This is a genomic window from Bradyrhizobium huanghuaihaiense, from assembly GCF_025200885.1.
In the GTDB taxonomy this organism is placed as follows: Bacteria; Pseudomonadota; Alphaproteobacteria; order Rhizobiales; family Xanthobacteraceae; genus Bradyrhizobium; species Bradyrhizobium huanghuaihaiense.
Map to the genome: position 1 here is coordinate 4,411,685 of NZ_CP104172.1, position 25,064 is coordinate 4,436,748.

Sequence of the window (25,064 nt, forward strand, 5' to 3'; positions counted from 1 at the left end):
GAGCGCTGGTGGCGGAGCCATTGCCCTGTCAAGCGGCCGCTGGCGGCACCGGATCGACCTCCTGCTGGAGGTAGTTCACTCTCTGGATGATCAGGGTGCGATGCCGCTCCCATTCCACCAAGGTCTGCTTGAGCAGCTCCACCAGCCGTTCCGCCTGCAGGCAGTCATATCCGCCGGCTTGCAGGTCCCGCACCCGATCCTCCTGCCTGCGGACGCGCTGCCAGCCTTCCTCGATATCGAGATCGGCCTTCTTCAGAAGACGCCGCTCGTCCCGGAGTTGCTGCGTACGTATGGCAAGGGATACTGCCATGGCGGCGTTCATGCCCCTGGCTGGATCGGAGGATCAAGCGATTGTAGCACGACGCGCCGGATCATGTCGGCATATTCGCGATATTCGGCTGCGCGCCGCTCGTACATCTCGGCCACTGCCGGCCTGCCGCTGCGGCGGCCGTCCGCCGCCATGCGCTGCACCAACTCGGCCCGCTCCTCGATGATCCGGAGCGCGACCCGCAGGGCTTCGTCGACTTGCCCTTCCTGCTCCTTGGCGAGGGCGTCAGCGGTATAGGCGTGGCCGACCTGACAGCGAAACCGCATCGGACGAGCCGCTTTCACCTGGGAGAGAACTCCGCCGCAACCGGGGCAGGTCAGCGCCGCCGGATCGGCGATGTCGGCCAAGATGGCGCTGCCAATTCGCTCGCCCGCGGCGATCTCCACCTCCAGGCGGATATCCGGAGCGATTGGAAGCGCGGCCCCCGGCGGTTCCCGGGCAAGATCGGAGAGGACGTCGCCCAGCCGTGCGGCGGGAACGCAAAGGTCGGCCGCGGTCGCCTCCAGGGCGCGCTGCGGCATCTCGGCCGCAATCGCCTCAACTGGATCCTGCACGACCGCGATCCCGCCGCAGCGCTTGATCGCGTTGAGGCCGGCGGCGCCGTCCGAAAGCAATCCGCTGAGCACCACGCCGATCACGCGCGGGCCGTGATAGAGCGCAGCCGACCGAAACAGCGGGTCGATCGCAGGCCGCACCATGTTCTCGCGTGGACCGCGCCCCAGCCGGATACGATCGCCCGACAAAAGCAGATGATGATCGGGGGCGCCGAGATAAACGTGGCCGCGCTCGAATATCATGCCGTCCGCGGCCTGATGCACCGGCAGCCTGCCGGCGGAGGCGGCGACCGTGGCCAGGATGCCGATGCCCTGCGCAGGAAGGTGGAGGACGATGAAGATGGCTGCCGGCAGATCCGGATGCAGGGCTGCCAAGATCTGCTTCAGCGGCGCCGTGGCCCCTGAGGACCCCCCGATCACGATGATATCGCGGTTGCTCATGGAACCCGCCTTTCAATGCTTTGTTTGCACCAAGACGGCCTTGAGACCTATGTTCCTATCCCTTTTGGGGTACTGGAGGAAGCATGGCGGTATCGCCAACGTTGTCGCGCAGGCCCGCCCCCTTGTCGGGACGTCGCATCCTCGTGGTCGAGGATGAGTATTTCCTGGCCGATGACATCAGCCGTGCGCTGCGGTCGGCGGGCGCGGAAATTGCCGGTCCGGTCAGCGAGCTCGACGAGGCGATCCCGATCATCAATGACGGCGGTATTCTCGACGGAGCGGTGCTCGACGTGAACATTCACAGCGAGATGGTCTTCCCGGTTGCACAGGAGCTCAAGGCGCGTCAGGTGCCGTTCGTGTTCACGACCGGCTACGACAAGGTCAGCATCGCTCCACAATTTCACGACGTGATGCTGTGGGAAAAGCCGATCGACATCGCAGCGATGGTCCGCGGCTTGGCCGGGTTGATCGGGAAGCCGAAGACGTGAGGCGCAGCGTCGCGCCATTGCGCTGCCCGCTCATGATCCAAGTGAGGTTCGAATGATCTACACCCCCCGCGCGGGCGATGCGCAGCTCCTGTCCTTTTCGCGCGAACTGGTTCGCGATGCCCTCAAGATACTGCGCGACAGCGATCACATCGCAAGGGCGCAGCGTGTCCGGGATGGACTGGTTGCGGTCGAGCCGGTTCGCGGGGAGGGCGATCCGGTCTGAAGCGCAATGAGATTGATGAAGCGTCATCGCGCTTCAGGTTGTTGTTTGAGCATGACCTTATCGGAAAACCGCTTCGCACTTTTCCGGATCATGCTTAGAGCAAGCGGCTCCAGGTCAGCCACATAGCCACGGCAATGCAGAGGGCGATCCCGAGATAGGGCAAGGCTTGCAATAAGCCTTGCGACAAGGCCTGGCGCAACGAGGAGTCCGTCAAGCCACCATCATCCATATGATCGCTCCCAGCATCACCAGGAAACCCAGCATCGCTGTCGCGATGAAAACCCGTTCGACCCGATCCATCGTCATCGTGTTGCCCTCATCCCAGACACGATTTTGACGTTGTTCCGCGCGGTGCGCATTAGGTTATGTGAATCGCCGGCCGCTTTCTGAGCGATGGGCCGGCTTGGCGTCCCCGCTTACGGCGCCACCGCAGCCGGAGGGGTTGCGCTGACGCCCGGCACCGTGGCCGGCCAGGGGCTGATCGGGCTGAGCGCCGACAAGGCGCAGGATGATTTGAGCTGCGTCCAGGCCGGCGCGAGGCCCGTGAGGTCGACGTCGAATTTCGTCATGTCCGTCTTGTCGTCGGGCATCGTCGTGGTTTCGCGGACATGGAGGGAGCGGGAGGCCAGGATCGCCTTGACCATGTCGGCGTCGATGCTGCCGCGCCAGACCTCGTACTTGCCGGATCGCAGCGGTGACCCTCCGGCCGCCTTGTCCGTGACGGCGTCCGCCGTGATCAGGATCGTGCTCTTGCCGGTCGACGCCTCGTCGATTTCGGCCGCGAACCACAGCGGCACGCGCGCCTTGTTTTCGCACGACAGGCGCCACTCCATGGTCCGGAACGACGAGTCGTTCTCCTTCTTCATCACGGCGATCTTGCGGACATACGGTCGCGCGTCCTTCTCCAGCTTCCACGCCGTTTCGGCGAGCGGTCGCGTGTCGATCCCGAAACGATAGAGCTCGGTGCGCGTCAGCACGTGCAGGTTCTCGAACTTCACGGTCCGGATCAGGGCGTCGAGCTCGCGGCTGATGCCCATCGAGGTGATGAACGCAGTGCGATCGCGATCGGCGCTCGCCATTCGGCGCTGCCTCGCCTCGGCGACGATCTGTGGAGGCGGATCCCCACGAAAGCGCAGGACCAGCCTGGAATTATGAACCGCCAGCGCCGCGTCGGGCGCCACCTCGCGGGAGGTCGCTCCAAGAAACAGGTAACCGCAGGCCGAGTTGCACATGGCCCTGCGGGTCGTGAGCTCCGCCTCGACCTCGCCGCTTGCGTTCTTCACCTTCAGGCAGGCCGCGTCCACCTGTGTGTCCGCCGCGCATGCCGTCACGACGGTGCGGCCGACCCGGGCGATCGCCTTGCGACTGCGCAGCAACCGGCCGATCGCATAGGACTGCTCCACGTTTCCACCGGGCGAATAGAGGTAGATCGGCCGCTGCGTGTCCTTGACGGCGGCGAGGAAGCGGCGAATGCGCGGGGCTGCGTCTCCATCGATCTCGCCTTCGATGGCGATCCAGCGGTCGCAGCCCGGCCCGCACGCATCGGGCGCCCCCTTGGCAAGATAGATCGTCAGCCTGGGCGCAAATCCGGCTTTCTCCGACGGCGTTTCCGCGCGCAATGCGCCGGGAAGCGACAAGGCGGCGACGACAAGCAGAATACGGGCGAGCATGAAATGATCGACTATGCGGTGCAAACCGATATCGACGCTATACGACGCTTGGCGCTTTCACAACTTGCGGTGGCGCTCGAATTCGCGTTTATTTTGCTGACGTCCGGGCGGGCAGATCCCTATGAACCGCTGAACGGCTTCGGTGATCCGGCGCCAGCGACGGCGCGAGCGGAGCAGCGTCGCTTCGCGAGGCGACCTCGACCGGAGCAGAGCCGGCATCGCGCCGGGCGACGGCCCAGATCAGTAAACCGAGAAGCGCGAGTGCGGCGCCGACGGGACCGGTGGAGGTCCAGCCCAGCCCTTCGCGGATGGCAAGGCCACCCAGGAACGGGCCGAGCGCATTGGCGGTGTTGAAGGCCGAATGGTTCAGCGCAGCCGCCAGCGCCTGCGCGTCGCCGGCGACGTCCATCAGCCGCGTCTGGAGAATGGCGCCGAGCGAGACGCTGGCGCCGATCGCGAAGATGTCTATCGCCAGCAGCCAGGGATTGCCGGCGGCGAGCGGAAACACCAGGAGTGCGACCGCAGCAAACAGCAGGATGATGCCCGCCGTCGGCATCAGCGCGCGGTCGGCAAAGCGCGGCACGAACAGATTGCCGAGCGTGGCGCCGATGCCGAATAATGCGAGGAAGAACGGAATGGTCGCGGGGCTGACCTTGGTGACCTCGATCAGCGTTGTCGCAAGATAGGTGTAGACGGCAAACATGCCGCCAAAGCCGATGGCGCCGATCGCCAGCGTGATCCAGACGCGGCCGCTTCTGAGGGCGCCGAGCTCCCGCAGTGGATCCGACCGGCCCGCCTGGTCGCGCGGCGCGAACAGCGCGCACAGCAGCACCGTGAGCAGCGCCAGCACCGACACGAGACCAAAACTCGCCCGCCAGCCGACTGACTGCCCAATCAGGTTGGCGAGGGGCACGCCGATGATCGTGGCACAGGTCAAGCCGAGCATGACCTGGCCGATCGCCTGCGAGCGGCGCTGTTGCGGAACCAGCGAAGCCGCAACCAGCGCGGCGATGCCGAAATAGGCGCCATGTGGCAGCCCCGAGAGGAAGCGTGCCGCGATCATCCAGCCAAAGCCGGGTGCAAGCGCAGTGAGCGCGTTGCCGAGCGCGAACACGGCCATCAGCACGAGCAACTGCGTGCGCCGGGCGAAGCGCGCACCCAGCACCGCGATCAGCGGTGCGCCCAACACGACGCCGAGTGCGTAGGCGCTGATCGCGTGCCCTGCGGTCGGCTCGTCGATGTGGAGATCGGCGGCGAAGAACGGCAGCAGGCTCATCGACGCGAATTCGGTGGTCCCGATCGCAAAGCCGCCCATCGCGAGCGAGATCAGGACGATGGCGAGGTGAGGGGGATGAGCGGCCGCGGTCGAATTGGCGCGGGGCGAGGTCGCGAGAGGCGAGATCGTCATGAGTCCTGCATTGCTGGCGTCAACGGGAACCAACCCAGCGAACGTCGCCATCCCTGCAAGATTTGTCCGTCGTACTTAAACCCGGATCTGTCTGCGTCAACACGTAAGGCGCAGCGCAAGGCAGGTCGCATATCAGCGTCCCGATTTGCGTGTGCCGACGATTAGCCGGGGCGCTTTGGCCGCGGAGCGGGTCTCTGCTGCGAAAAATACGGATTCGCGACGCAACTCGCCGAGCGTCCGACGGCAAGAAACCTGCACTGCTCGAGCGAGGTGTAGCGGCAGTCGAAATAGCCCACCTGGCCGTAGATCTGCATGCAGACCGGATAGCTGAGATCATAGGTCTGCGCGCGCGCCTGCGCACTCACGAAGAGCGTGCCGGTCGCAACGAGCGCAAGCCAGGCGCTGCGCATCTCAGCGCGAGAGCAAGGTGCCGGGCGCCAGCGCGCGCGGACGATTCTGATACGCGTAGGGATCATCACTCTGTCCCCCGAAATAGGGATTGGCGATGCAGGTCAGCGCGCGGCCCGATGCGCTTGCCTGACACTGCGCGTAAGTATCGAACCTGCAATTGCTCAGCCCCGGCCATTCGTCGCCCGTCAGGCAGAACGCGTGATGCGTACCGAACGCGCGTGCAGGCGTGCTTGTGTTCAGCGCGAGCGTGAATGTGGCGATTGCAAGCGAAAGTGTGGCGACAATGGGGAGAGCAATTCGTCCGCGCATTTCTCGATTCTCCAATCACACGATTGTGCGCGCGACGATGTTACGCGCGCGTGCAGTTTATCTCGTCTCGTCGACATTGGAACTCTCGAAAACACTTGTTTCAAAGGGTTTCCAGCGCGCTCCGATAAATCTTCATTAATGAAGCGCGGGCCTTTGGTGTGAACTGTTGCGTCGAGGTTACAGCAATTCCATCGATCGCTGTTATGACCACGCCACGGCCAGGGGGCCTAACGACGAAACTGGAACGGGATTGAAATGAAGAAGAATTTGTTGCTTGCCGCTGTGAGCCTCGTCGCGCTCAGCGCAGCTGCACCGGCGCTGGCTGCCGACCTCGCCGCGCGTCCTTACACCAAGGCGCCCGCGATGGTCGCCGCGATCTACGACTGGAGCGGCTTCTACATCGGCATCAACGGCGGCGGTGGTTCGTCGCATTCGACCTGGGATCTGGTCGGCGGTGGCCGCGAAGGTTCGCACGATGCGACCGGGGGCACGGTCGGTGGCCAGATCGGCTATCGCTGGCAGTCCGGCCAGTGGGTGTTCGGCGTGGAAGGCCAGGGCAACTGGGCCGACTTCTCGGGCGACAACGACAGCGCGCTGTTCACGACCCGCAACCGCTCGAAGATCGACTCGTTCGGTCTGATCACCGGTCAGGTCGGCTACGCCTGGAACAACGTCCTCATCTACGTCAAGGGCGGTGCCGCTGTGGCCGGCACCAAGTACGAAGTCTTCGACAGGGCCTCCGGCGCGCTGCTGGCTTCGAACGACCAGACCCGCTGGGGTGGCACGGTCGGTGCCGGCCTCGAGTACGGCTTTGCGCCGAACTGGTCGGTTGGCGTCGAGTACAACCACATCTTCCTGTCCGACAAGGACGTCACCTTCGCCGGCCTGGTGGGCACCGATCGCATCAAGCAGGACGTCGACATGGGCCTCGTCCGCCTGAACTACAAGTTCGGCGGCCCGATGCTCGGCCGTTACTGATACCGATCGCTTCGCAAGAAGCGGTTGTCGAAAGCCCCGGCCGTTGGCCGGGGCTTTTTTGTTGTTTGAGTTCAGCAAGTTAACCATCGCATTTCGAGGTCGCCGAGATCGCTTGACTCCCGTGAACGAAATGAGAACAATGTTCTTCATACGTTCTAGCAAGGGAGCGAGACCATGTTCAGGATTTTCGTGGAAGAGGCGGCTGCACTGGCGTCCATCACGCTGTTCGTCGGGATGATCGCGATCTGGGCCCAGGTCATACCGCAGCTCTGATTCCGCAGCTCCAGGACAGGCTCGGCTGGGGAAAAGCGGGACGACGCGGCGAAGCGGCCGCTCCGGCGTGGACTCTGGCGGCGCGAGACCCCACCATTGTGATGCCGAGTCGGCCGCGCGAGTGCATGATGCCTTGAGGAGCCGGCGACCGCTCCATCTCATCTGCAAGAGGCCGTCACGCGACCATGCCGAGCGCCGGATTTGTCCACCTTCACGTTCACTCGGCCTATTCGCTGCTCAAGGGCTCGATCAAGATCGCCAAGCTGGCCGAGCTTGCGAAGAAAGACCACCAGCCCGCGTTGGCGCTGACCGACACCGACAATCTGTTCGGGGCGCTGGAGTTCTCCGACAAGATGGCGGGCTCCGGGATCCAGCCGATCGTCGGCTGCGAGCTTGCGATCGACTTCGGCGATCAGGATCCCAACGCGCGCAATGCGATGGGACCCTCGCGCGTCGTGCTGCTGGCCGCGCAGGAGCGCGGCTATCGCAGCCTGATGCGGCTCAATTCGCGGGCGTTCCTGGAATCACCCGACAGCCATGCCCCGTTCATCAAGTTCGACTGGTTCAATGGCGAGACCGAGGGCCTGATCGCGCTCACGGGCGGTCCGGACGGGCCGATCTCGCTGGCGCTTGCCGGCGGCATGGCCGAGCTCGCAGCGGCGCGCTGCGAGCGTCTGGCCAATCTGTTCGGCGACCGGCTCTACATCGAGCTGCAGCGCCACAACATCGACAAGGAGCGGCGCGTCGAAAGCGGTTTGATCGACATCGCCTATGCGAAGGGCCTGCCGCTGGTTGCGACCAACGAGCCGTATTTCGCCGCGACCGACGATTACGAGGCGCATGATGCGCTGCTTTGCATCGCCGGCGGCCGGCTGATCGCCGAGACCGATCGCGTGCAGCTCACACCCGATCACCGCTTCAAGACCCGCGCCGAGATGGCGGTGCTGTTCGCGGACATTCCGGAGGCGCTGGCCTCGACTGTCGAGATCGCCGAGCGCTGCTCGTACCGCCCGATGACGCGCAAGCCGATCCTGCCGTTCTTCACCGTCGGCGCCGCGGCGAGCTCGGATGCCGCCGCGGTCGAGGCGGCCGAGTTGAAGCGGCAGGCGGAGGAGGGGCTCGCCAACCGTCTGCGCGTGCACGGCCTGTCGCAGGGCACGACGGAGGAGGACTACAACAAGCGCCTGGCGTTCGAGCTCGACGTCATCATGCGCATGAAGTACGCGGGCTACTTCCTGATCGTGTCCGACTTCATCAAATGGGCCAAGGCGCACGGCATTCCGGTCGGACCGGGCCGTGGCTCCGGTGCAGGCTCGCTGGTCGCGTGGGCGCTGACCATCACCGACCTCGACCCGATCAAGTTCGGCCTGCTGTTCGAGCGCTTCCTCAATCCGGAGCGCGTCTCGATGCCGGACTTCGACATCGACTTCTGCCAGGATCGCCGCGGCGAGGTGATCAAGTACGTCCAGGAGCGCTACGGCCGCGACCAGGTCGCGCAGATCATCACCTTCGGTACGCTGCAGGCGCGCGGCGTGCTGCGCGACGTCGGCCGCGTGCTGCAGATGCCCTATGGCCAGGTCGACAAGCTGACCAAGCTGGTGCCGCAGAATCCGGCGGCGCCGGTGACGCTGGCGGCTGCGATCGAGAGCGAGCCGAAGCTGCAGGCGTTCCGCGATGAAGATCCGGTGGTGGCGCGTGCCTTCGACATCGCGCAGCGCCTCGAAGGCCTGACCCGCCACGCCTCGACCCACGCGGCCGGCATCGTGATCGGCGATCGCCCCTTGAGCGAACTCGTGCCGATGTACCGCGATCCGAAATCGGACATGCCGGTGACCCAGTTCAACATGAAGTGGGTCGAGCCGGCGGGCCTCGTCAAATTCGACTTCCTCGGCCTGAAGACGCTGACCGTGCTCGACGTCGCCTGCAAGCTGCTCAAGCCGCGCGATATCCATGTCGATCTCGCCACACTGCCGATCGACGATGCCGAGAGCTACCAGATGCTGGCGCGCGGCGAGGTGGTCGGCGTGTTCCAGGTTGAAAGCCAGGGCATGCGGCGCGCGCTGGTCGACATGCGCCCCGACCGTTTCGAGGACATCATCGCGCTGGTCGCGCTCTATCGCCCGGGCCCGATGGCGAACATCCCGACCTATTGCGCACGCAAGCACGGCGACGAGGAGCCGGAGTATCTCCATCCGGTGCTCGAGCCGATTCTGAAGGAGACCTTCGGCGTCATCATCTACCAGGAACAGGTGATGCAGATCGCGCAGGTGATGTCGGGCTATTCGCTCGGCGACGCCGACCTCTTGCGCCGCGCCATGGGCAAGAAGATCCGCGCCGAGATGGACAAGCAGCGCGACATCTTCGTCGCGGGCGCGGTGAAGAACGGCGTGCCGAAGGCGCAGGCCGAGACCATCTTCGAATTGCTGGCAAAATTCGCCGACTACGGCTTCAACAAGAGCCACGCGGCGGCTTATGCGCTGGTGTCCTACCACACCGCCTATATGAAGGCGCATTATCCGGTGGAGTTCATCGCGGCGTCGATGACGCTCGATCTCAACAACACGGACAAGCTCTCCGAATTCCGCTCGGAGGCGCAGCGCCTTGGCATCAAGGTCGAGCCGCCGAACATCAACCGCTCCGGTGCGACCTTCGAGGTCGGTGACAAGGTCATCTACTACGCGCTTGCCGCGCTCAAGGGCGTCGGCATCCAGGCGATTGAGCAGATCATCGAGGAGCGCACGAAGCGGGGGGTGTTCACCTCGCTCGCTGACTTCGCCGCGCGCGTCAATCCGCGTGCGATCAACAAGCGCATCATCGAAAGCCTGGCTGCCGCCGGCGCCTTCGACACCCTGGAGCCGAATAGGGCGCGGGTCTTCGCCGGGGCGGACTCGATCATGGCCGCCTGCCAGCGCGCGCATCAGGCCGAGACGATCGGCCAGAACGACATGTTCGGCATGTCGGCGGACGCGCCGACCATCATGCTGCCGCAGATCGAGCCGTGGCTGCCGGCCGAGCGGCTGCGCCGCGAATACGACGCGATCGGCTTCTTCCTGTCGGGACATCCGCTCGACGATTACGCCACCGTCCTGAAGCGGCTGCGCGTGCAGAGCTGGGCCGAGTTCTCGCGCGCGGTGAAGACCGGCGCCACCGCCGGCAAGGTCGCGGCGACCGTTGTCTCGCGCATGGAGCGGCGTACCAAGACCGGCAACAAGATGGGCATCATGGGCCTGTCGGACCCGACCGGGCATTTCGAGGCGGTGCTGTTCTCCGAAGGCCTCGCGCAATATCGCGACGTGCTGGAGCCGGGCGCCGCCGTGCTGCTTCAGTTAGGTGCCGAGCTTCAGGGCGAAGACGTGCGTGCCCGCGTGCTGCATGCCGAGCCGCTCGATGATGCCGCGGCCAAGACGCAGAAGGGCCTGCGCATCTTCCTGCGCGACACCAAGCCGCTGGACTCGATCGCCAAGCGTCTCGCCGGTCCCGATGCAGCCGCGTCGAACGGTGCCGCGCCGAAGATCGGCAGTCCCGGGATTGCGCCGCGCTCAAATGGCGACGGCGAGGTCTCGCTGGTGTTGATGCTCGACCTCGAGACCGAGGTGGAGATGAAGCTGCCCGGCCGCTTCAAGGTCTCGCCGCAGATCGCCGGCGCGATCAAGGCGGTTGCGGGCGTGGTGGACGTGCAGCAACTGTAGAGCGCGATGAGATTTCGAAGAATCGCCGTCGCGCTTTGGATCGTTGTTGGAGCATGATCTCCGTACAAACGCGTGCCGCGTTTGTCGCGAGGGAAGATTGCTGTGCTTTTTTTAGATCATGCCCTAGCAGCCGGTCGCGAATATATGCGGGCGCGCGCGGGCCCGTGCAGTCGCTGCGCGTGAGGCGAGCGATCGCTTCGGCTTAGCAGCATAGTTCGCGGTGCAGCAATCATAAGTTGCGTCAATTATAATTGGTGATTTCTTCATATCGGCGCACCTATCATCGCGACGCTTCCATTCGTCCACTGTACCCTGGGGAAACATCACATGTGCGACAAGTGCTCTGAATCTCTGCATCATCAATCTCTGCATCAAGACATCGCGCCGTCACGTCGATCCGCGATGCTGTTTGGCGCCGCTGCGTTTGGCATGGCTTTCGCCGGCGGAGCTTTCGCCAACCGTGCCTTGGCAAAGGAAGCCAAGCAGCCACCCAAGCCGCAGAACGTGCTGGCGCCCGACGCGGCGCTGAAGCGGCTGATGACGGGCAATGCGCGCTATGTCGAAGGCGTATCGCGGCGCCACGATTTCAAGCACGAGCGTGAGGCGCTGGCCGGTGGCCAGAACCCGTTCGCGGCCGTTCTGAGCTGCGCCGACTCGCGCATCGCGCCGGAATATGCCTTCGACAGCGGCCGCGGCGATCTCTTCGTCTGTCGCGTCGCCGGAAATTTTGCCGGCACCGAGACCATCGCCAGCATGGAATATGCAGTCGCGGTGCTCAACGCGCCCCTGATCCTCGTGCTCGGCCATGACAGTTGCGGCGCGGTCGATGCGACGCTGAAGGCGATCAAGGACAATACGTCGCCGCCGGGCCACATTCCCTCGCTGGTCGATGCGATCGCGCCCGCCGCAAAGGCTGCCATGCAGCAGGGCGGCGGGGATGTCCTCGACAAGGCGATCCGGCAGAACGTGATCGACAACGTCGCAAAGCTGAAGTCGGCCGCGCCGATTCTCAACGCGGCCGTGGAGCAGGGCAAGATCAAGGTCGTCGGCGGCATCTACCGGCTCACGACGGGAACGGTCGACCTGATCCAGGGCTGAACGGGCCGACGCGGCTCGCGCCGCAGTGCGGTCACAAGGCTTGCGCGGGCCTGACGCAGGGTTTGATTTGATATGAGGCGGGGGCGCCATGCCGCCGCCTCAATCCGCGCTTTTCGTTCAAGAGCCATTCAGCTAGCCGGGCGTTTCATGCACGCTGGCACCTCAAAGACAAAAGCGGGCAAGCAAGCCATGCGTGGGACGCTCAAAGTCTTCATCTGCCTTCTCCTGCCGATCATGGTCCTTGCCGCTGGCGGTCCGGGGCCAGTGCGCGCGCAGCAGCAGGAAAAGCGCATCGCGCTGGTTGTCGGCAACGGCGCCTATGCCAAGTCGCCGCTGGCGACGACCGCGAACGATGCCGGTCTGATCGCGCAGACGCTGCAGGCAGCGGGCTTCGACGTCGTCGGCGCCCGCGATCTCGACGGCGACACGCTGCGCAAGAGCTTTCGCGACTTCGTCCAGAAGGCGCAGGCGTCGGGACCCGGCACCGTCGCGATGGTCTATCTGGCCGGCTACGGCGTGCAGCTCGCCGGTGAGAACTATTTCATCCCGGTCGATTCCAACATCACGCGCGACACCGACATTCCGACCGAAGCCTTGCGCATCAGCGACTATGCGCGCCAGCTTGCGGCCATTCCGCTCAAGGCCAACATCGTCGTGCTCGATGCAGCCCGCGCGCAGCCCTTCATCGAGGGCGGGCAGCCGATCGCGAGCGGACTGGCGCTGGTCGAGCCCGATCCGAACATGCTGATCGCCTTCAACGCCGCGCCCGGCACGGTCGCGCCGGAGGAGCCGGGACCCTATGGCATCTACGCGCAGTCGCTGGCGGAAATGATCCGGACCGGCGGGTTGTCGTTGGCAGACGTGTTCGACCGCGTCCGCCTGCGCGTCAACGAGGCCAGCAAGGGCGCGCAGGTGCCCTGGAACGAGCAGAAGATATCGGCGCCATTCTCCTTCTTCGAGCGCGGGCCCGACGCGCCGCCGCCGGAGACGGCACCGGACCAGGTTGCTGCGATCCGCAGCAAGCCGATCCGCGATCTCGGCGCGCAGGATGCCTATGCCGCCGCGCTCTCGCGCGACACGCTGCCGTCCTATGAGGAATTTCTTGCGGCCTATCCGAACGATCCGATGTCCAAGCGCGTGATGGTGATCGTCGCGGCGCGCCGCGAGGCGATCACCTGGCGACGCACGTACCGGACCGACACGCCGGAGGCCTATTGGTCGTATCTGCGCCGCTATCCGCGCGGCCCGCACGCGGGCGATGCGCATCGCCGCCTTGCGATCCTCACCGCGCCGGTCGAGCCGCCGCCGAGCTTTGCGATGATCGACTACGACGTGCCGCCCCCGCCGCCGGAGGAGGTGGTCTATGTCGATCGCCCGGTGCTGTATTTCAGCGACCCCGATTTCGGCTTCGCGCCGCCACCGCCGCCGCCGGTCTACTACCTGCCGCCGCCGCCGCCGGATTTCGTCGTGCTGCCGCCGCCGCTGCCCGTGGTCGGCCTGTTCGTGCTGCCGCAGCCGGTGTTCGTGCCGATCCCGGTGTTCGTGAGGCCGCCGGTCTATGTCGCGCCGCCGCCGAACAACATCATCTTCAACAACATCCATAACACCACGGTCATCAACACCGTGATCAACCAGGCGCCGGCACCGGCGCCTGCTGCGGGAGCCAGCACAGGACCGGCCAATCTGGCGCCGGCGGTTGCCGGCCGCGCCAATCCGGTGGCGCCGGCCGTGCCGCAGGCGGTGATGCAGCGCGCCGCCCTGATCCAGCAGGGCAAGGCGCCGTTGCCGCCGAGCGCAACGGTCCAGCCAACGGCGAGGCCCGGGGCGCCGCCGGCGGCGCCGGCGAACGTCGCGCCAAACGCCCTGCCGGGCGCCGCCGCACCAGGTGCGGCCCCGAACGCTGCACCACAGACCAGGCTGCCCGCGGCCAACACGTTGCCGGTGCCAGGAGCCCATGGCGGTCCGCCTGCGGCGCCGGCGGGGGCTGGCCCGCTGCCGAACGGCAGGCCAGCACCGACGGCGACTGCACCCGGTGCGCCGCCGCCGGCTCATCCGGGGGCGCCGACGGCTGCGGCTCCCGGCACGACCACGCTGCCTGCCCATCCCGGTGCGCCAAATGCTGCCGGCTCTGCGACGGCTGCGCCCACCACGACAAGCCCGCCTGCCGCGCCCGGCCTGCCGCCGAAGCCGCCGGTGGCACAGACCCCGCCGGGGGCCGGGCCTGCGGATCGCGCCAAGTCCGCAACCCGCGAGTCGCCCGGCACGCCTCCGGCCGCGGCCGGAAGGCCGGTTGCGCCGCCGCCCTCGGCTGCGCATGAGCCGATCAGGCCGCAGAATCGGCCATCAGCCGCTCCGCCGCAGGCGGCGAGACCCGTTGCACCGCCGCCGCGGCCCCAGGCCGTGGCGCGGCCTACGCCGCCGCCACCGCCGCCGCGCGTATCCGCGCCGCCGCCACGGGTGGCTGCGCCTCCGCCGCCGCGGATGGCTGCACCCCCGCCGCCGCGACCCGCTCCGCCGCCGGTCGCTGCGGCCCGTCCCGCGCCGCCACCGCCTGTTGCCCGGCCGGCTCCACCACCGCCGCCACCACGGGTGGCCGTGGCCCCGCCGCGTCCGGCGGCACCTCCGCCACGCCCGGCGGCCCCGCCGCCCGCAAAGAAGTGCCCGCCCAACCAGCCGAAGTGCTAGATGGCAGGGCGGTGTTCATGGAACAGGGGCCTTTGGCGGGCGAAAATCGCCCCCGAAAGGCCCTTATTTCCTTGCTTCTGGCCGAAATTGCGCTATAGAGCGCGCCATCTCACACGGAAACATGGCTCACAAGGCCGTCCGGTGGCAACCGGGGCGAGAACGCTCCGTTTTGCTCACACGTTTCCGGAGGAACCAACCGGAGAATTAGAACGATGGCACTGCCCGATTTCACTATGCGTCAGCTGCTCGAAGCTGGCGTGCACTTTGGTCACCAGTCTCACCGCTGGAATCCGAAAATGGCTCCGTTCATTTTCGGTGCTCGCAACAACATCCACATCGTCGACCTCGCGCAGACCGTGCCGATGCTGCACACGGCCCTTCAGGCCGTCAGCGACACGGTGGCCAAGGGCGGCCGCATCCTGTTCGTCGGCACCAAGCGCCAGGCGCAGGACGGCGTTGCCGATGCTGCCAAGCGCTGCGCGCAGTACTTCGTCAATTCGCGCTGGCTCGGCGGTACGCTGACCAACTGGAAGACGATCTCGGCCTCGATCAAGCGCCTGCGTCACCTCGACGACGTGCTCTCGGGCGGCGAAGCCAATTCCTACACGAAGAAGGAGCGCCTGACGCTTCAGCGCGAGCGCGACAAGCTCGACCGTTCGCTCGGCGGCATCAAGGACATGGGCGGTCTGCCCGACCTGATCTTCGTGATCGACACCAACAAGGAAGACATCGCGATCCAGGAGGCCCAGCGCCTCAACATTCCGGTCGCCGCGATCGTCGACACCAATTCGGACCCGAAGGGCATCACCTATGTGGTCCCCGGCAATGACGACGCCGGCCGCGCCATCGCGCTGTATTGCGACCTGATCGCCCGTGCGGCGATCGACGGCATCTCGCGTGCCCAGGGCGATTCGGGCATCGACATCGGCGCCTCGGTTCGTCCGGTTGCCGAAGAGCTGCCGGCGGCGTCCTCGAGCGGCTTCCAGGGCCTCGCAGGTCCGCGCGGCACCGCCGACGACCTCAAGAAGCTCCCGGGCGTGTCGGGCGCGATCGAGAAGAAGTTCAACGACCTCGGCATCTTCCACTACTGGCAGCTCGCCGAGCTCGACCACGACACCGCGCACACGATCGGCGAAGAAGTCGGTCTGCCGAGCCGCGCGGACGCCTGGGTGGCCAAGGCCAAGGCGCTGACCGCGGAAGCGGAATAGTCAAAAAGAGCGATGGGTTGGCCGGATAGGATCCGGCCACCATTTCAGTTGACGCGAATCCCTGAGATGGACCGCGGCGGGGCGATCGGATGCCACGCCGCGGCAAACCGGCAGGCACAAAGGATTTTCAACGATGGCAACGATCACAGCTGCGATGGTCAAGGACCTGCGCGAGTCGACCGGCGCGGGCATGATGGACTGCAAGGCCGCGCTGACCGAAAACGACGGCAACATGGAAGCCGCGCAGGACTGGCTGCGCAAGAAGGGCCTGTCGAAGGCCGCCAAGAAGTCGGGCCGCGTCGCGGCCGAGGGCCTGATCGGCGCGCTCACCAAGGGCACCAAGGGCGTCGTGGTCGAGGTCAACTCCGAGACCGACTTCGTCGCCCGCAACGGCCAGTTCCAGGGCCTCGTCAAGATGATCGCCCAGGTCGCGTTCGACGCCGGCGCAGACGTCGAGAAGATCAAGGCTGCCAAGGTCGGCGACGTCACGATCGAGGCCGCCATCAATGACGCGATCGCCACCATCGGCGAGAACATGACGCTGCGCCGCGCTGCCGCCCTCGAGGTGACGCAGGGCGTGGTGTCGCACTATGTCCACGGTGCGGTCATCGACGGCGCCGGCAAGATGGGCGTGATCGTCGCGCTGGAATCGCCGGGCAAGGCCGACGAGCTCGCCGCCCTCGGCCGCCAGATCGCGATGCATGTCGCCGCCGCCAACCCGCTGGCGCTCGATCCGTCCGGCCTCGATCCGGCCGTCGTCAAGCGCGAGAAGGACGTGCTCGCGGACAAGTACCGTCAGCAGGGCAAGCCCGAGAACGTGATCGAGAAGATCGTCGAGTCCGGTCTGAAGACCTACTACAAGGAAGTCTGCCTGCTCGAGCAGGCCTTCATCCACGACACCGGCAAGTCGGTGGCGCAGGCGGTGAAGGAAGCCGAGGGCAAGGTCGGCGGCGCAGTGAAGATCGCCGGATTTGTGCGCTATGCTCTCGGTGAGGGAATCGAGAAGCAGGAAAGCGACTTCGCAGCCGAGGTCGCGGCGGCCAGCGGCAAGAAGTAAGCGCCGGAACGTTCCTTCCGGCGTGCCGCCGGAAGCGGCGCCCGGGCAAGGAAAGTGCTCATGACTGATCCGGTCTATCGTCGCGTCGTGATCAAGCTGTCCGGCGAATATCTCGCGGGACAGCAGGGGTTTGGCATCGATCAGCCGACCGTCGACCGGGTTGCGGACGACCTGATCGCCGCCCGCAAGCTCGGCACCGAGGTTGCGGTCGTGATCGGCGGCGGCAACATGGTCCGCGGCGTCGAGGTCTCCTCCCGGGGGGTGTCGCGCACCACCGGCGACACCATGGGCATGCTCGCCACCATGATGAACTGCCTCGCGCTGGAAGCGGCGATCGAGCGCAAGGGCACCCCGGCGCGCACGCTGTCGGCCTTCGTCATGCCCGAGATTTCCGAGCTGTTCACCCGCACTGCGGCGCACAAATACCTCGCCGAGGGCCGGATCGTGCTGCTCGGCGGCGGAACCGGCAACCCGTTCTTCACCACCGATACGACCGCCGTGCTGCGCGCGGCCGAGATCGGCGCGGAGGCGGTCCTGAAGGCGACCAATGTCGATGGCGTCTACTCGGCCGACCCGAAGAAGGATCCGAGCGCCACGCGGTTCGACCGGCTGACGCATTCGCAAGCGATCGAAGGCGGCTACAAGGTGATGGATGCGACCGCCTTCGCGCTTGCCCGCGAGACGTCGCTGCCTATCATCGTATTCTCGATCGCGGAGCCGGGCTCGATCGGTGCGATTCTGCGTGGCGTCAGCCACGGAACCATCGTCGCCGGCTGACGGCTCATCTGCCGCGCCCTCAAGGGAAGGGCGCGGGTTAGGTCGCCGGGATTTTGAAGGAGAAACGTGATGGCCACGGGTAATTTCGATCTCAACGAAGTGAAGCGCCGCATGCAGGGCGCCGTCGCCTCGCTCAAGCACGAGCTTGGCGGCCTGCGCACAGGCCGCGCCTCGGCCTCGATGCTCGATCCCGTGCAGGTCGACGCTTATGGCAGCCATATGCCGCTCAATCAGCTCGCCACCGTCAGCGTGCCCGAGCCGCGCCTGATCTCGGTGCAGGTCTGGGACAAGTCGATGGTCAAGGCGGTGGAGAAGGCGATCGTCGACTCCAATCTCGGCCTGTCGCCCGCGACCGAAGGCCAGGTGCTGCGCCTGCGCATTCCCGAGCTCAACGAGGAGCGCCGCAAGGAGCTGGTGAAGGTCGCGCACAAATACGCGGAAGCCGCCAAGGTCGCCGCGCGCCACGTCCGCCGCGACGGCCTCGACGTGCTCAAGAAGCTCGAGAAGAATCACGAGATGTCGGAAGACGACCAGAAGCGTCACGCCGACGAGGTGCAGAAGGCGACCGACGGCACCATCGCCGAGATCGACCAGCTGCTGGGCGCCAAGGAAAAAGAAATCCTGACTGTTTAAGGCTGCCTCCATGTCCAACGCCGCCGCGCCCGCTACGGAAGGACCCGACCGGTCCGAGGCGCCCGCGCATGTCGCCATCATCATGGATGGCAACGGGCGTTGGGCGGCCGCGCGCGGCTTGCCGCGTGCGGAGGGGCATCGCCGCGGCGTCGAGGCCCTGCGCCGCGTGGTGCGCGCCTCGCACGAGCTCGGCATCCGCTACCTCACCATCTTCTCCTTCTCATCGGAGAACTGGTCGCGTCCGGCGAGCGAGATCGGCGATCTCTTCGGTCTGCTCCGCCGCTTCATCCGCAACGATCTGGCGAGCCTGCATCGCGACGGCGTCAAGGTTCGCATCATCGGCGAGCGGGATGGGCTCGAAAGCGACATCTGCGCGCTGCTGAACGAAGCCGAGGAGCTGACGCGGGACAACACCCGCCTCACGCTCGTCGTCGCCTTCAACTACGGCTCGCGGCAGGAGATCGCGAAGGCGGCACAGAAGCTGGCGCGCGAAGTCGCCGACGGCAAGCGCGACCCTGCCACGATCGACGCCGAGACGCTCGGCACGCATCTCGATGCGCCCGACATCCCCGATCCCGATCTCATCATCCGCACCAGCGGCGAGCAGCGCCTCTCGAATTTCCTGATGTGGCAGGCCGCCTATAGCGAGCTCGTCTTCGTGCCGATCCACTGGCCCGATTTCGACAAGGCGGCGCTGGAGGGCGCGATCGCCGAATTTGCCAGGCGCGAGCGCCGTTTCGGCGGCCTGGTCGCGAAAACCGCCTCGTGAGCGAATCCGACACCGCACCGGCGGGCGCCAAGCCTGCCCCGAGCAATCTGGTGATGCGGGTCCTCGCAGCCTTGGTGCTGGCGCCGCTGACCATTGCCATCGCCTATGCCGGCGGCTGGCTGTGGGCGCTTCTCGTCACCCTGGTCTCGATCGGGCTGTTCGCGGAATGGCTGATGGTAGTGGGGGCGGGATCGGCTGCGCTGACCGGGGCAGGGACGGTCGTGATCGCCATGATGGGAGCCGCCGTCGCTTTTGGCGGGCTCAAGACCTCCGTCGTCACCGGCCTCATCGGCGGTGCGATCGTGACCCTGATCGCGCGGGGCAAGTTCTTATGGGCAGCCACCGGGTTTGCCTATGCGTCGGCGGCGCTGCTGGCCTCGATCCTGGTGCGGAAGGATCTCGTGAACGGTTTCTCCGCGCTGATGTTCGTGCTGCTGGTGGTGTGGGCGACCGATATCGGCGGCTATTTCGCCGGCCGCGGCATTGGCGGACCGAAGCTGTGGCCGCGGGTGAGCCCGAAGAAGACCTGGGCCGGAGCCCTCGGCGGCTTTGCCGCGAGCCTTGCGGTCGCCGCCGGCTTTGCGGCTTGCGGGGTCGGGAAGGCGGTCCCGCTGCTGCTGATCAGCGCCGTGCTCTCAGTGGTGTCGCAGCTGGGCGATCTGTTCGAATCCGCGGTGAAGCGGCGGTTCGGAGTCAAGGATTCCAGTCACTTAATTCCCGGTCATGGCGGGCTTTTGGACCGCCTGGACGGCTTTGTTGCCGCCATCCTGGCGGCCTGGTTTATCGGCTTTCTCCGTCACGGTGTGCATAGCGCCGGAAGCGGTCTTATGGTTTGGTGAGGATATGAGCGCCGTTCCCTTGCGTAATAACAGGCTTGCTGCGTCCGACATTCGCAGCGTCACAGTCCTCGGTGCCACCGGCTCGATCGGCGACAGCACGATGGATCTGCTGCGCGCCTCGCCCGAGCGCTACCGCGTCGAGGCCTTGACGGCGAACGGCAATGTCGAAGCGCTGGCCAAGCTCGCGAAGGAATTCAACGCGCGCTTCGTGGCGATCGCGGACAGCTCGAAGCTCGGCGAGCTCAAGGCTCTGCTGGCGGGAACGAGCACCGAATGCGGCGCCGGTGAAAGCGCGGTGATCGAGGCCGGCGCGCGTCCAGCGGATTGGGTGATGGCGGCCGTCAGCGGCGCCGCCGGGCTGAAGCCGGCTCTCGCCGCGGTCGATCGCGGCGCGCATGTCGCGCTCGCCAACAAGGAATGCCTCGTCTGCGCCGGCGATTTCTTCATGCAGCGCGCGGCGAAGGCGGGCGCCTGCATCCTGCCGGCCGATTCCGAGCACAACGCGCTGTTCCAGGCGCTGGCCTCGGGCAATCGCGACGAGCTGGTCCGCGTCATCATCACCGCATCGGGCGGCCCGTTCCGGACCTGGAAGCCCGCCGACATCGAGCAGGCGACGCTCGAGCAGGCGCTCAAGCATCCGAACTGGAGCATGGGCCAGAAGATCACGATCGATTCCGCCTCGATGATGAACAAGGGGCTCGAGGTGATCGAGGCCTCCTATCTGTTCGCGCTCTCGCCGGACGAGATCGACGTGCTGGTGCATCCGCAGTCGATCATCCACGGCATGGTCGAGTTCTCCGACCGCTCGGTGATGGCGCAGCTCGGCTCGCCCGACATGCGCACGCCGATCGCGCACTGCCTCGGCTGGCCCGACCGCATCAAGGGGCCGGCGGCCAAGCTGGACCTCGCCAAGATCGGCCAGCTCACCTTCGAGGCGCCGGACTTCGAGCGGTTCCCTGGACTACGGCTGGCCTACGATTCGCTCCGGACCGGGAAGGGGGCCACCACGGTCTACAACGCCGCCAACGAGGTCGCCGTCGCCGCCTTCATCGCCGGCAAGATCCGCTTCGGCGCGATTGCCCGGCTGGTCGAGGCAACCCTTGATGACTGGATCCGCGGCGGGAACCAGGCGCCCCTGACGTCCGCCGACGATGCAATCTCTGTTGACCATGTTGCTCGAAATAGAGCTGCCGCCCTATTGCCTCAAATTGCCTTAAAGGCATCCTAGTTGGTTCGGGGCCAGGGCCTTGCGGCGCTGGATGAGGGAAATCGATGATCGACTTTTTTGTCCATAGTTTCAATGCGTTGAGCCATGGGCTCCTCGGCTACGCGGTTCCCTTCCTGTTCGTCCTGACCATCGTCGTGTTCTTCCACGAGCTCGGCCATTTCCTGGTCGCGCGCTGGGCCGGCGTTCGGGTGTTGACCTTTTCGCTCGGTTTCGGACCCGAGCTGATCGGTTTCAACGACCGCCACGGCACCCGCTGGAAGATCTCGGCGATCCCGCTTGGCGGCTACGTCAAGTTCTTCGGCGACGAGAGCGAGGCCTCGACCCCGTCGGCCGACACACTTGCGGCGATGACGCCCGAGGAGCGCGCCGGCAGCTTCCACCACAAGAAGGTCGGCCCGCGCGCGGCCATCGTCGCGGCCGGTCCGATCGCCAATTTCATTCTGGGCGCGCTCATCTTCGCCGGCATGGCGCTGTACTACGGCAAGCCGAGCACGATCGCGCGCGTTGACGGCGTCGTCGCCGATGGCGCGGCGGCTGCGGCCGGTTTCAAGATCGGTGACGTCGTCGTTCAGATCGACGGCAAGCCGATCGAGAGCTTTGCCGACATGCAGCGAATCGTGGCGATGAACGCTGGTTCGACGCTTGCGTTCCAGGTGAAGCGTGACGGGGCCATCGTGGCGCTGTCTGCGACCCCGGCGCTGCTCGAGCGCAAGGACCCGTTCGGCAACAGCCACCGCGTCGGTGTGCTCGGTGTCGAGCACAAGACTCAGGCCGGCGAAGCCTCGACCGCGCCCGTCGGTGTCGGTGAGGCGTTCAAGATCGGCGTGGAACAGGTCTGGTTCATCATCACCAGCACCTTCAAGTTCCTGGGCTCGCTGTTTGTGGGACACGGTAACCCGAACGAGGTCAGTGGCGTCCTTGGCATCGCGAAGATGTCGGGGCAGGCGGCCAGTGCCGGGTTCCAGTTCGTGATCAATCTCTGCGCCGTGCTGTCAGTGTCGATCGGTCTGTTGAACCTGTTCCCGATCCCGCTGCTCGATGGCGGTCACCTTATGTTCTATGCGGCCGAAGTGGTTCGCGGTCGGCCCTTGTCCGAGCGGACTCAGGAGATGGGGTTCCGAATCGGGCTGGGCTTGGTGCTGATGTTGATGGTGTTTGCGACCTACAACGACATCCTGCGGATGGCAGCTTCCTGATAGGGGCTTTTTTGTGGCGTTGCTGTTGAGCAACGTCCTGGAATGAAATTGAAATTACGGCGCTTTCGGCCGTTTGCGGCGTCGGCGAAATTGGCTACAAGCGGCCTGAACTTGGGGAATCTCCAGACCGGCGTTGGGGTGGGTCTGGCACGGAATGATAAGGGCGCGTTGCGCATGAAGTTTGGACTGCGACTCCGGGGGGGCTTGCTCGCAACCCTGATCATGTTCGGCGCGCCGGTGGTTGCCCCGGTCGGGGCTGCTCTTGTGTCTTCGTCTGCGCTTGCTCAGACCGTCCAGTCGATTTCCGTCGAAGGAAATCGCCGCGTCGAGGTGGAGACGATCCGCTCCTATTTCAAGCCGGGTCCGGGCGGCCGCCTGGATCAAGGCGCCATCGATGACGGCCTCAAGGCGCTGATCGAGACCGGCCTGTTCCAGGACGTCAGGATCAACCGCGGCCCCGGCGGCCAGATCGTCGTCTCCGTGGTGGAAAACCCGGTGATCGGGCGCATCGCCTTCGAGGGCAACAAGAAGATCAAGGACGAGCAGCTCACTGCCGAGGTCCAGTCCAAGGCGCGCGGAACCTTCTCCCGCGCCATGGTGCAGTCCGACACGCTGCGAATCGCTGAAATCTACCGCCGTTCCGGCCGCTACGACGTGCGCGTCACGCCCGAAGTGATCGAGCAGCCGAACAATCGCGTCGATCTCATCTTCACGATCGTGGAAGGCTCCAAGACCGGCGTGAAGTCGATCGAGTTCGTCGGCAACGTCGCGTTCTCGTCGTACCGCCTGCGGGACGTCATCAAGACGCGCGAATCGAACCTCCTCAGCTTCCTCGCCAGCGGCGACATCTACGATCCGGATCGTGTCGAGGCTGACCGCGACCTGATTCGCCGCTTCTATCTCAAGAACGGTTTCGCCGACGTCCAGGTCGTGGCCGCGCTCACCGAATACGATCCGGAGAAGAAGGGCTTCAACGTCACCTTCAAGATCGAGGAAGGCGCGCAGTATCGCGTCGGCGCGGTCGATTTCCGCTCCAGCATTCCGAACTTCGATCCGTCTTCGATGCGGGGCTATTCGCGCGTCGGGGTCGGCTCGCTCTACAACGTCGAATCGGTCGAGAAGTCGGTCGAGGAGATGCAGATCGAAGCCTCGCGCCGCGGCTATGCCTTTGCCGTGGTCCGTCCCGGCGGCGACCGCAATTTCGAGGCGCACACGGTGTCCGTCGTGTTCAACATCGACGAGGGTCCGCGTACCTATATCGAGCGCATCAACCTGCGCGGCAACACCCGCACGCGTGACTACGTCATCCGCCGCGAGTTCGACATCTCGGAAGGCGATGCCTACAACCGCGCGCTGGTCGATCGCGCCGAGCGGCGCCTGAAGAACCTCGACTACTTCAAGAGCGTCAAGATCACGACCGAGCCCGGCTCGTCGAGCGACCGCGTTATCCTGATCGTCGACATGGAAGAGAAATCGACCGGCGACTTCTCGATCTCGGGCGGCTACTCCACGACCGACGGTGCGCTGGCCGAAGTTTCGGTCTCCGAGCGCAACCTGCTCGGCCGCGGCCTGTTCGCCAAGGCGTCGGTGACCTACGGCCAGTACGCGCGCGGCTACTCGCTGTCGTTCGTCGAGCCGTATCTGCTCGACTATCGCGTCGCGCTCGGCCTCGACCTCTATCAGCGTGAGCAGAAGTCCAACAGCTACATCTCCTACGGCACCAAGACGCTCGGCTTCTCGCCCCGTCTCGGCTTCTCCTTGCGTGAAGATCTGGCGCTCCAGCTGCGCTACTCGATCTACCGGCAGGAAATCACGCTGCCGAGCTACCTGGCGAACTGTAACAACGTGCAGTTTCTGCCCGATGGCAGCGTGAATCCATTGTTCAATCCGAGCCCAGCCTTTGCCAATGCTAACGGTATCAGCCTGGCCTCGACCAATGGCCTCGGCTGCTACAGCGACGGCGAAGCCTCGCTGCCAGTGCGCAAGGAGCTTGCCAATGGCAAGACCCTGACCTCGGCGCTCGGCTACACGCTGACCTACAACACGCTGGACAACAACAAGAACCCCACCGACGGTCTGCTCATCGACTTCCGCCAGGACTTCGCCGGCGTCGGTGGCGACGTCTCCTACCTCAAGTCCGCGGCGGACGGTAAGTATTACACCCCGTTGGTCTCGGACATTGTGGGCCTTGTCCACCTCCAGGGCGGTATCCTGACCAAGATGGGCAGCGATCTGCGTATGCTCGATCATTTCCAGATGGGCCCGAACCTCGTCCGCGGCTTTGCTCCGAACGGCATCGGTCCTCGCGATTTGAATCCCTTTGGCACGCAGGACGCACTCGGCGGCACCAAGTACTGGGGCGCTTCGTTCGAATTGCAGATGCCGTTCTGGTTCCTGCCGAAGGAAGTGGGTCTGAAGGGTGCAGTCTATGCCGACGCTGGCGGTCTCTATGATTATAAGGGACCGACGAGCTGGACCGCGACCAACGAGGTCAATGTGGCGGGCTGCATCCCCTCGACCACCAATCCGGTGTCCGCGGGAACCTGTACCGGCCTGATCTACGACGACAGCAAGGTGATCCGGTCGTCGGTCGGCGTCGGCCTGATCTGGCAGTCGCCGTTCGGTCCGCTGCGCTTCGACTACGCCGTGCCGCTCAGCAAGGGCAAGTACGACCGTACCCAGGAGTTCCGGTTCGGCGGCGGCACCACCTTCTAATTCGAACAGCACGGCATGATCCGGCCCCTCAGTTTTCCTGGGGGGCCGATCTCCAAAAAGATCGTGCTCAATCCATGAGATAAGGCA

The 25,064-nt window shown here is 65.5% G+C and carries 21 protein-coding genes; 15 read left to right on the top strand and 6 right to left on the bottom strand.

Annotated features, from left to right (window positions below):
* Positions 1-28: 28 nt before the first annotated feature.
* A complete protein-coding gene (locus N2603_RS21075; protein WP_260423866.1) occupies positions 29-322 on the bottom strand; it encodes a hypothetical protein in 294 nt (97 codons plus the stop codon).
* Positions 319-1,323: a chemotaxis protein CheB gene (locus tag N2603_RS21080; protein WP_260423867.1), complete on the bottom strand. Its 1,005-nt coding sequence runs from the start codon at positions 1,321-1,323 to the stop codon at positions 319-321. The genes N2603_RS21075 and N2603_RS21080 overlap by 4 nt, the downstream gene beginning before the upstream one ends.
* A gap of 83 nt (positions 1,324-1,406) precedes the next feature.
* Here N2603_RS21080 and N2603_RS21085 point away from each other — a divergent pair, with 83 nt between their 5' ends.
* Together N2603_RS21085 and N2603_RS21090 are read left to right on the top strand one after the other, a co-directional pair.
* Entirely contained in the window at positions 1,407-1,811 is a 405-nt protein-coding gene (locus N2603_RS21085; protein ID WP_260423868.1) for a response regulator, read from the top strand.
* A gap of 52 nt (positions 1,812-1,863) precedes the next feature.
* Positions 1,864-2,034, top strand: coding sequence for a hypothetical protein (locus N2603_RS21090; RefSeq protein ID WP_018642326.1), 171 nt, complete (start codon positions 1,864-1,866; stop codon positions 2,032-2,034).
* Between the two features lie 416 nt (positions 2,035-2,450).
* Here N2603_RS21090 and N2603_RS21095 read toward each other — a convergent pair whose 3' ends face one another.
* The 4 genes from N2603_RS21095 to N2603_RS21110 form a co-directional block, all read right to left on the bottom strand.
* Positions 2,451-3,704: a hypothetical protein gene (locus tag N2603_RS21095; RefSeq protein ID WP_260423869.1), complete on the bottom strand. Its 1,254-nt coding sequence runs from the start codon at positions 3,702-3,704 to the stop codon at positions 2,451-2,453.
* Positions 3,705-3,792: 88 nt separating this feature from the next.
* Positions 3,793-5,112 (bottom strand): MFS transporter, encoded by a 1,320-nt coding sequence (locus N2603_RS21100; protein WP_260423870.1) that lies wholly within the window; start codon positions 5,110-5,112, stop codon positions 3,793-3,795.
* A 161-nt stretch (positions 5,113-5,273) separates the two neighbouring features.
* Positions 5,274-5,522 (bottom strand): DUF3551 domain-containing protein, encoded by a 249-nt coding sequence (locus N2603_RS21105; RefSeq protein ID WP_260423871.1) that lies wholly within the window; start codon positions 5,520-5,522, stop codon positions 5,274-5,276.
* A 1-nt stretch (position 5,523) separates the two neighbouring features.
* The gene (locus N2603_RS21110) at positions 5,524-5,832 is read right to left on the bottom strand and encodes a DUF3551 domain-containing protein (RefSeq protein ID WP_260423872.1); all 309 of its coding nucleotides are present in this window, start codon (positions 5,830-5,832) and stop codon (positions 5,524-5,526) included.
* A gap of 255 nt (positions 5,833-6,087) precedes the next feature.
* Between N2603_RS21110 and N2603_RS21115 the strand changes: the two genes are divergently transcribed.
* From N2603_RS21115 to bamA, 13 genes are all read left to right on the top strand, one after another.
* Positions 6,088-6,810: an outer membrane protein gene (locus N2603_RS21115; RefSeq protein WP_260423873.1), complete on the top strand. Its 723-nt coding sequence runs from the start codon at positions 6,088-6,090 to the stop codon at positions 6,808-6,810.
* 458 nt (positions 6,811-7,268) lie between these two features.
* The gene (gene dnaE / locus N2603_RS21120) at positions 7,269-10,772 is read left to right on the top strand and encodes a DNA polymerase III subunit alpha (RefSeq protein WP_260423874.1); all 3,504 of its coding nucleotides are present in this window, start codon (positions 7,269-7,271) and stop codon (positions 10,770-10,772) included.
* A 327-nt stretch (positions 10,773-11,099) separates the two neighbouring features.
* Positions 11,100-11,870: a carbonic anhydrase gene (locus tag N2603_RS21125; protein WP_260423875.1), complete on the top strand. Its 771-nt coding sequence runs from the start codon at positions 11,100-11,102 to the stop codon at positions 11,868-11,870.
* A gap of 189 nt (positions 11,871-12,059) precedes the next feature.
* Complete coding sequence (locus N2603_RS21130) at positions 12,060-14,555, top strand: caspase family protein (protein ID WP_260423876.1); 2,496 nt, start codon at positions 12,060-12,062, stop codon at positions 14,553-14,555.
* A 212-nt stretch (positions 14,556-14,767) separates the two neighbouring features.
* Positions 14,768-15,763 (top strand): 30S ribosomal protein S2, encoded by a 996-nt coding sequence (locus N2603_RS21135; RefSeq protein WP_018642316.1) that lies wholly within the window; start codon positions 14,768-14,770, stop codon positions 15,761-15,763.
* Between the two features lie 133 nt (positions 15,764-15,896).
* Entirely contained in the window at positions 15,897-16,820 is a 924-nt protein-coding gene (gene tsf, locus N2603_RS21140; RefSeq protein WP_018642315.1) for a translation elongation factor Ts, read from the top strand.
* A 60-nt stretch (positions 16,821-16,880) separates the two neighbouring features.
* Positions 16,881-17,597 (top strand): UMP kinase, encoded by a 717-nt coding sequence (gene pyrH / locus N2603_RS21145; RefSeq protein WP_260423877.1) that lies wholly within the window; start codon positions 16,881-16,883, stop codon positions 17,595-17,597.
* Between the two features lie 69 nt (positions 17,598-17,666).
* A complete protein-coding gene (gene frr, locus N2603_RS21150; protein ID WP_026311883.1) occupies positions 17,667-18,230 on the top strand; it encodes a ribosome recycling factor in 564 nt (187 codons plus the stop codon).
* Positions 18,231-18,240: 10 nt separating this feature from the next.
* Complete coding sequence (locus N2603_RS21155; RefSeq protein ID WP_018642312.1) at positions 18,241-18,999, top strand: isoprenyl transferase; 759 nt, start codon at positions 18,241-18,243, stop codon at positions 18,997-18,999.
* Entirely contained in the window at positions 18,996-19,838 is an 843-nt protein-coding gene (locus N2603_RS21160; protein ID WP_260423878.1) for a phosphatidate cytidylyltransferase, read from the top strand. Before N2603_RS21155 ends, N2603_RS21160 begins: the two co-directional genes overlap by 4 nt.
* Positions 19,839-19,842: 4 nt before the next feature.
* Positions 19,843-21,066, top strand: coding sequence for a 1-deoxy-D-xylulose-5-phosphate reductoisomerase (gene dxr, locus N2603_RS21165; RefSeq protein WP_018642310.1), 1,224 nt, complete (start codon positions 19,843-19,845; stop codon positions 21,064-21,066).
* Between the two features lie 44 nt (positions 21,067-21,110).
* A complete protein-coding gene (rseP, locus tag N2603_RS21170; RefSeq protein WP_260423879.1) occupies positions 21,111-22,262 on the top strand; it encodes an RIP metalloprotease RseP in 1,152 nt (383 codons plus the stop codon).
* Between the two features lie 174 nt (positions 22,263-22,436).
* Entirely contained in the window at positions 22,437-24,977 is a 2,541-nt protein-coding gene (gene bamA, locus N2603_RS21175) for an outer membrane protein assembly factor BamA (protein ID WP_260423880.1), read from the top strand.
* The last annotated feature ends 87 nt before the right edge of the window (positions 24,978-25,064 follow it).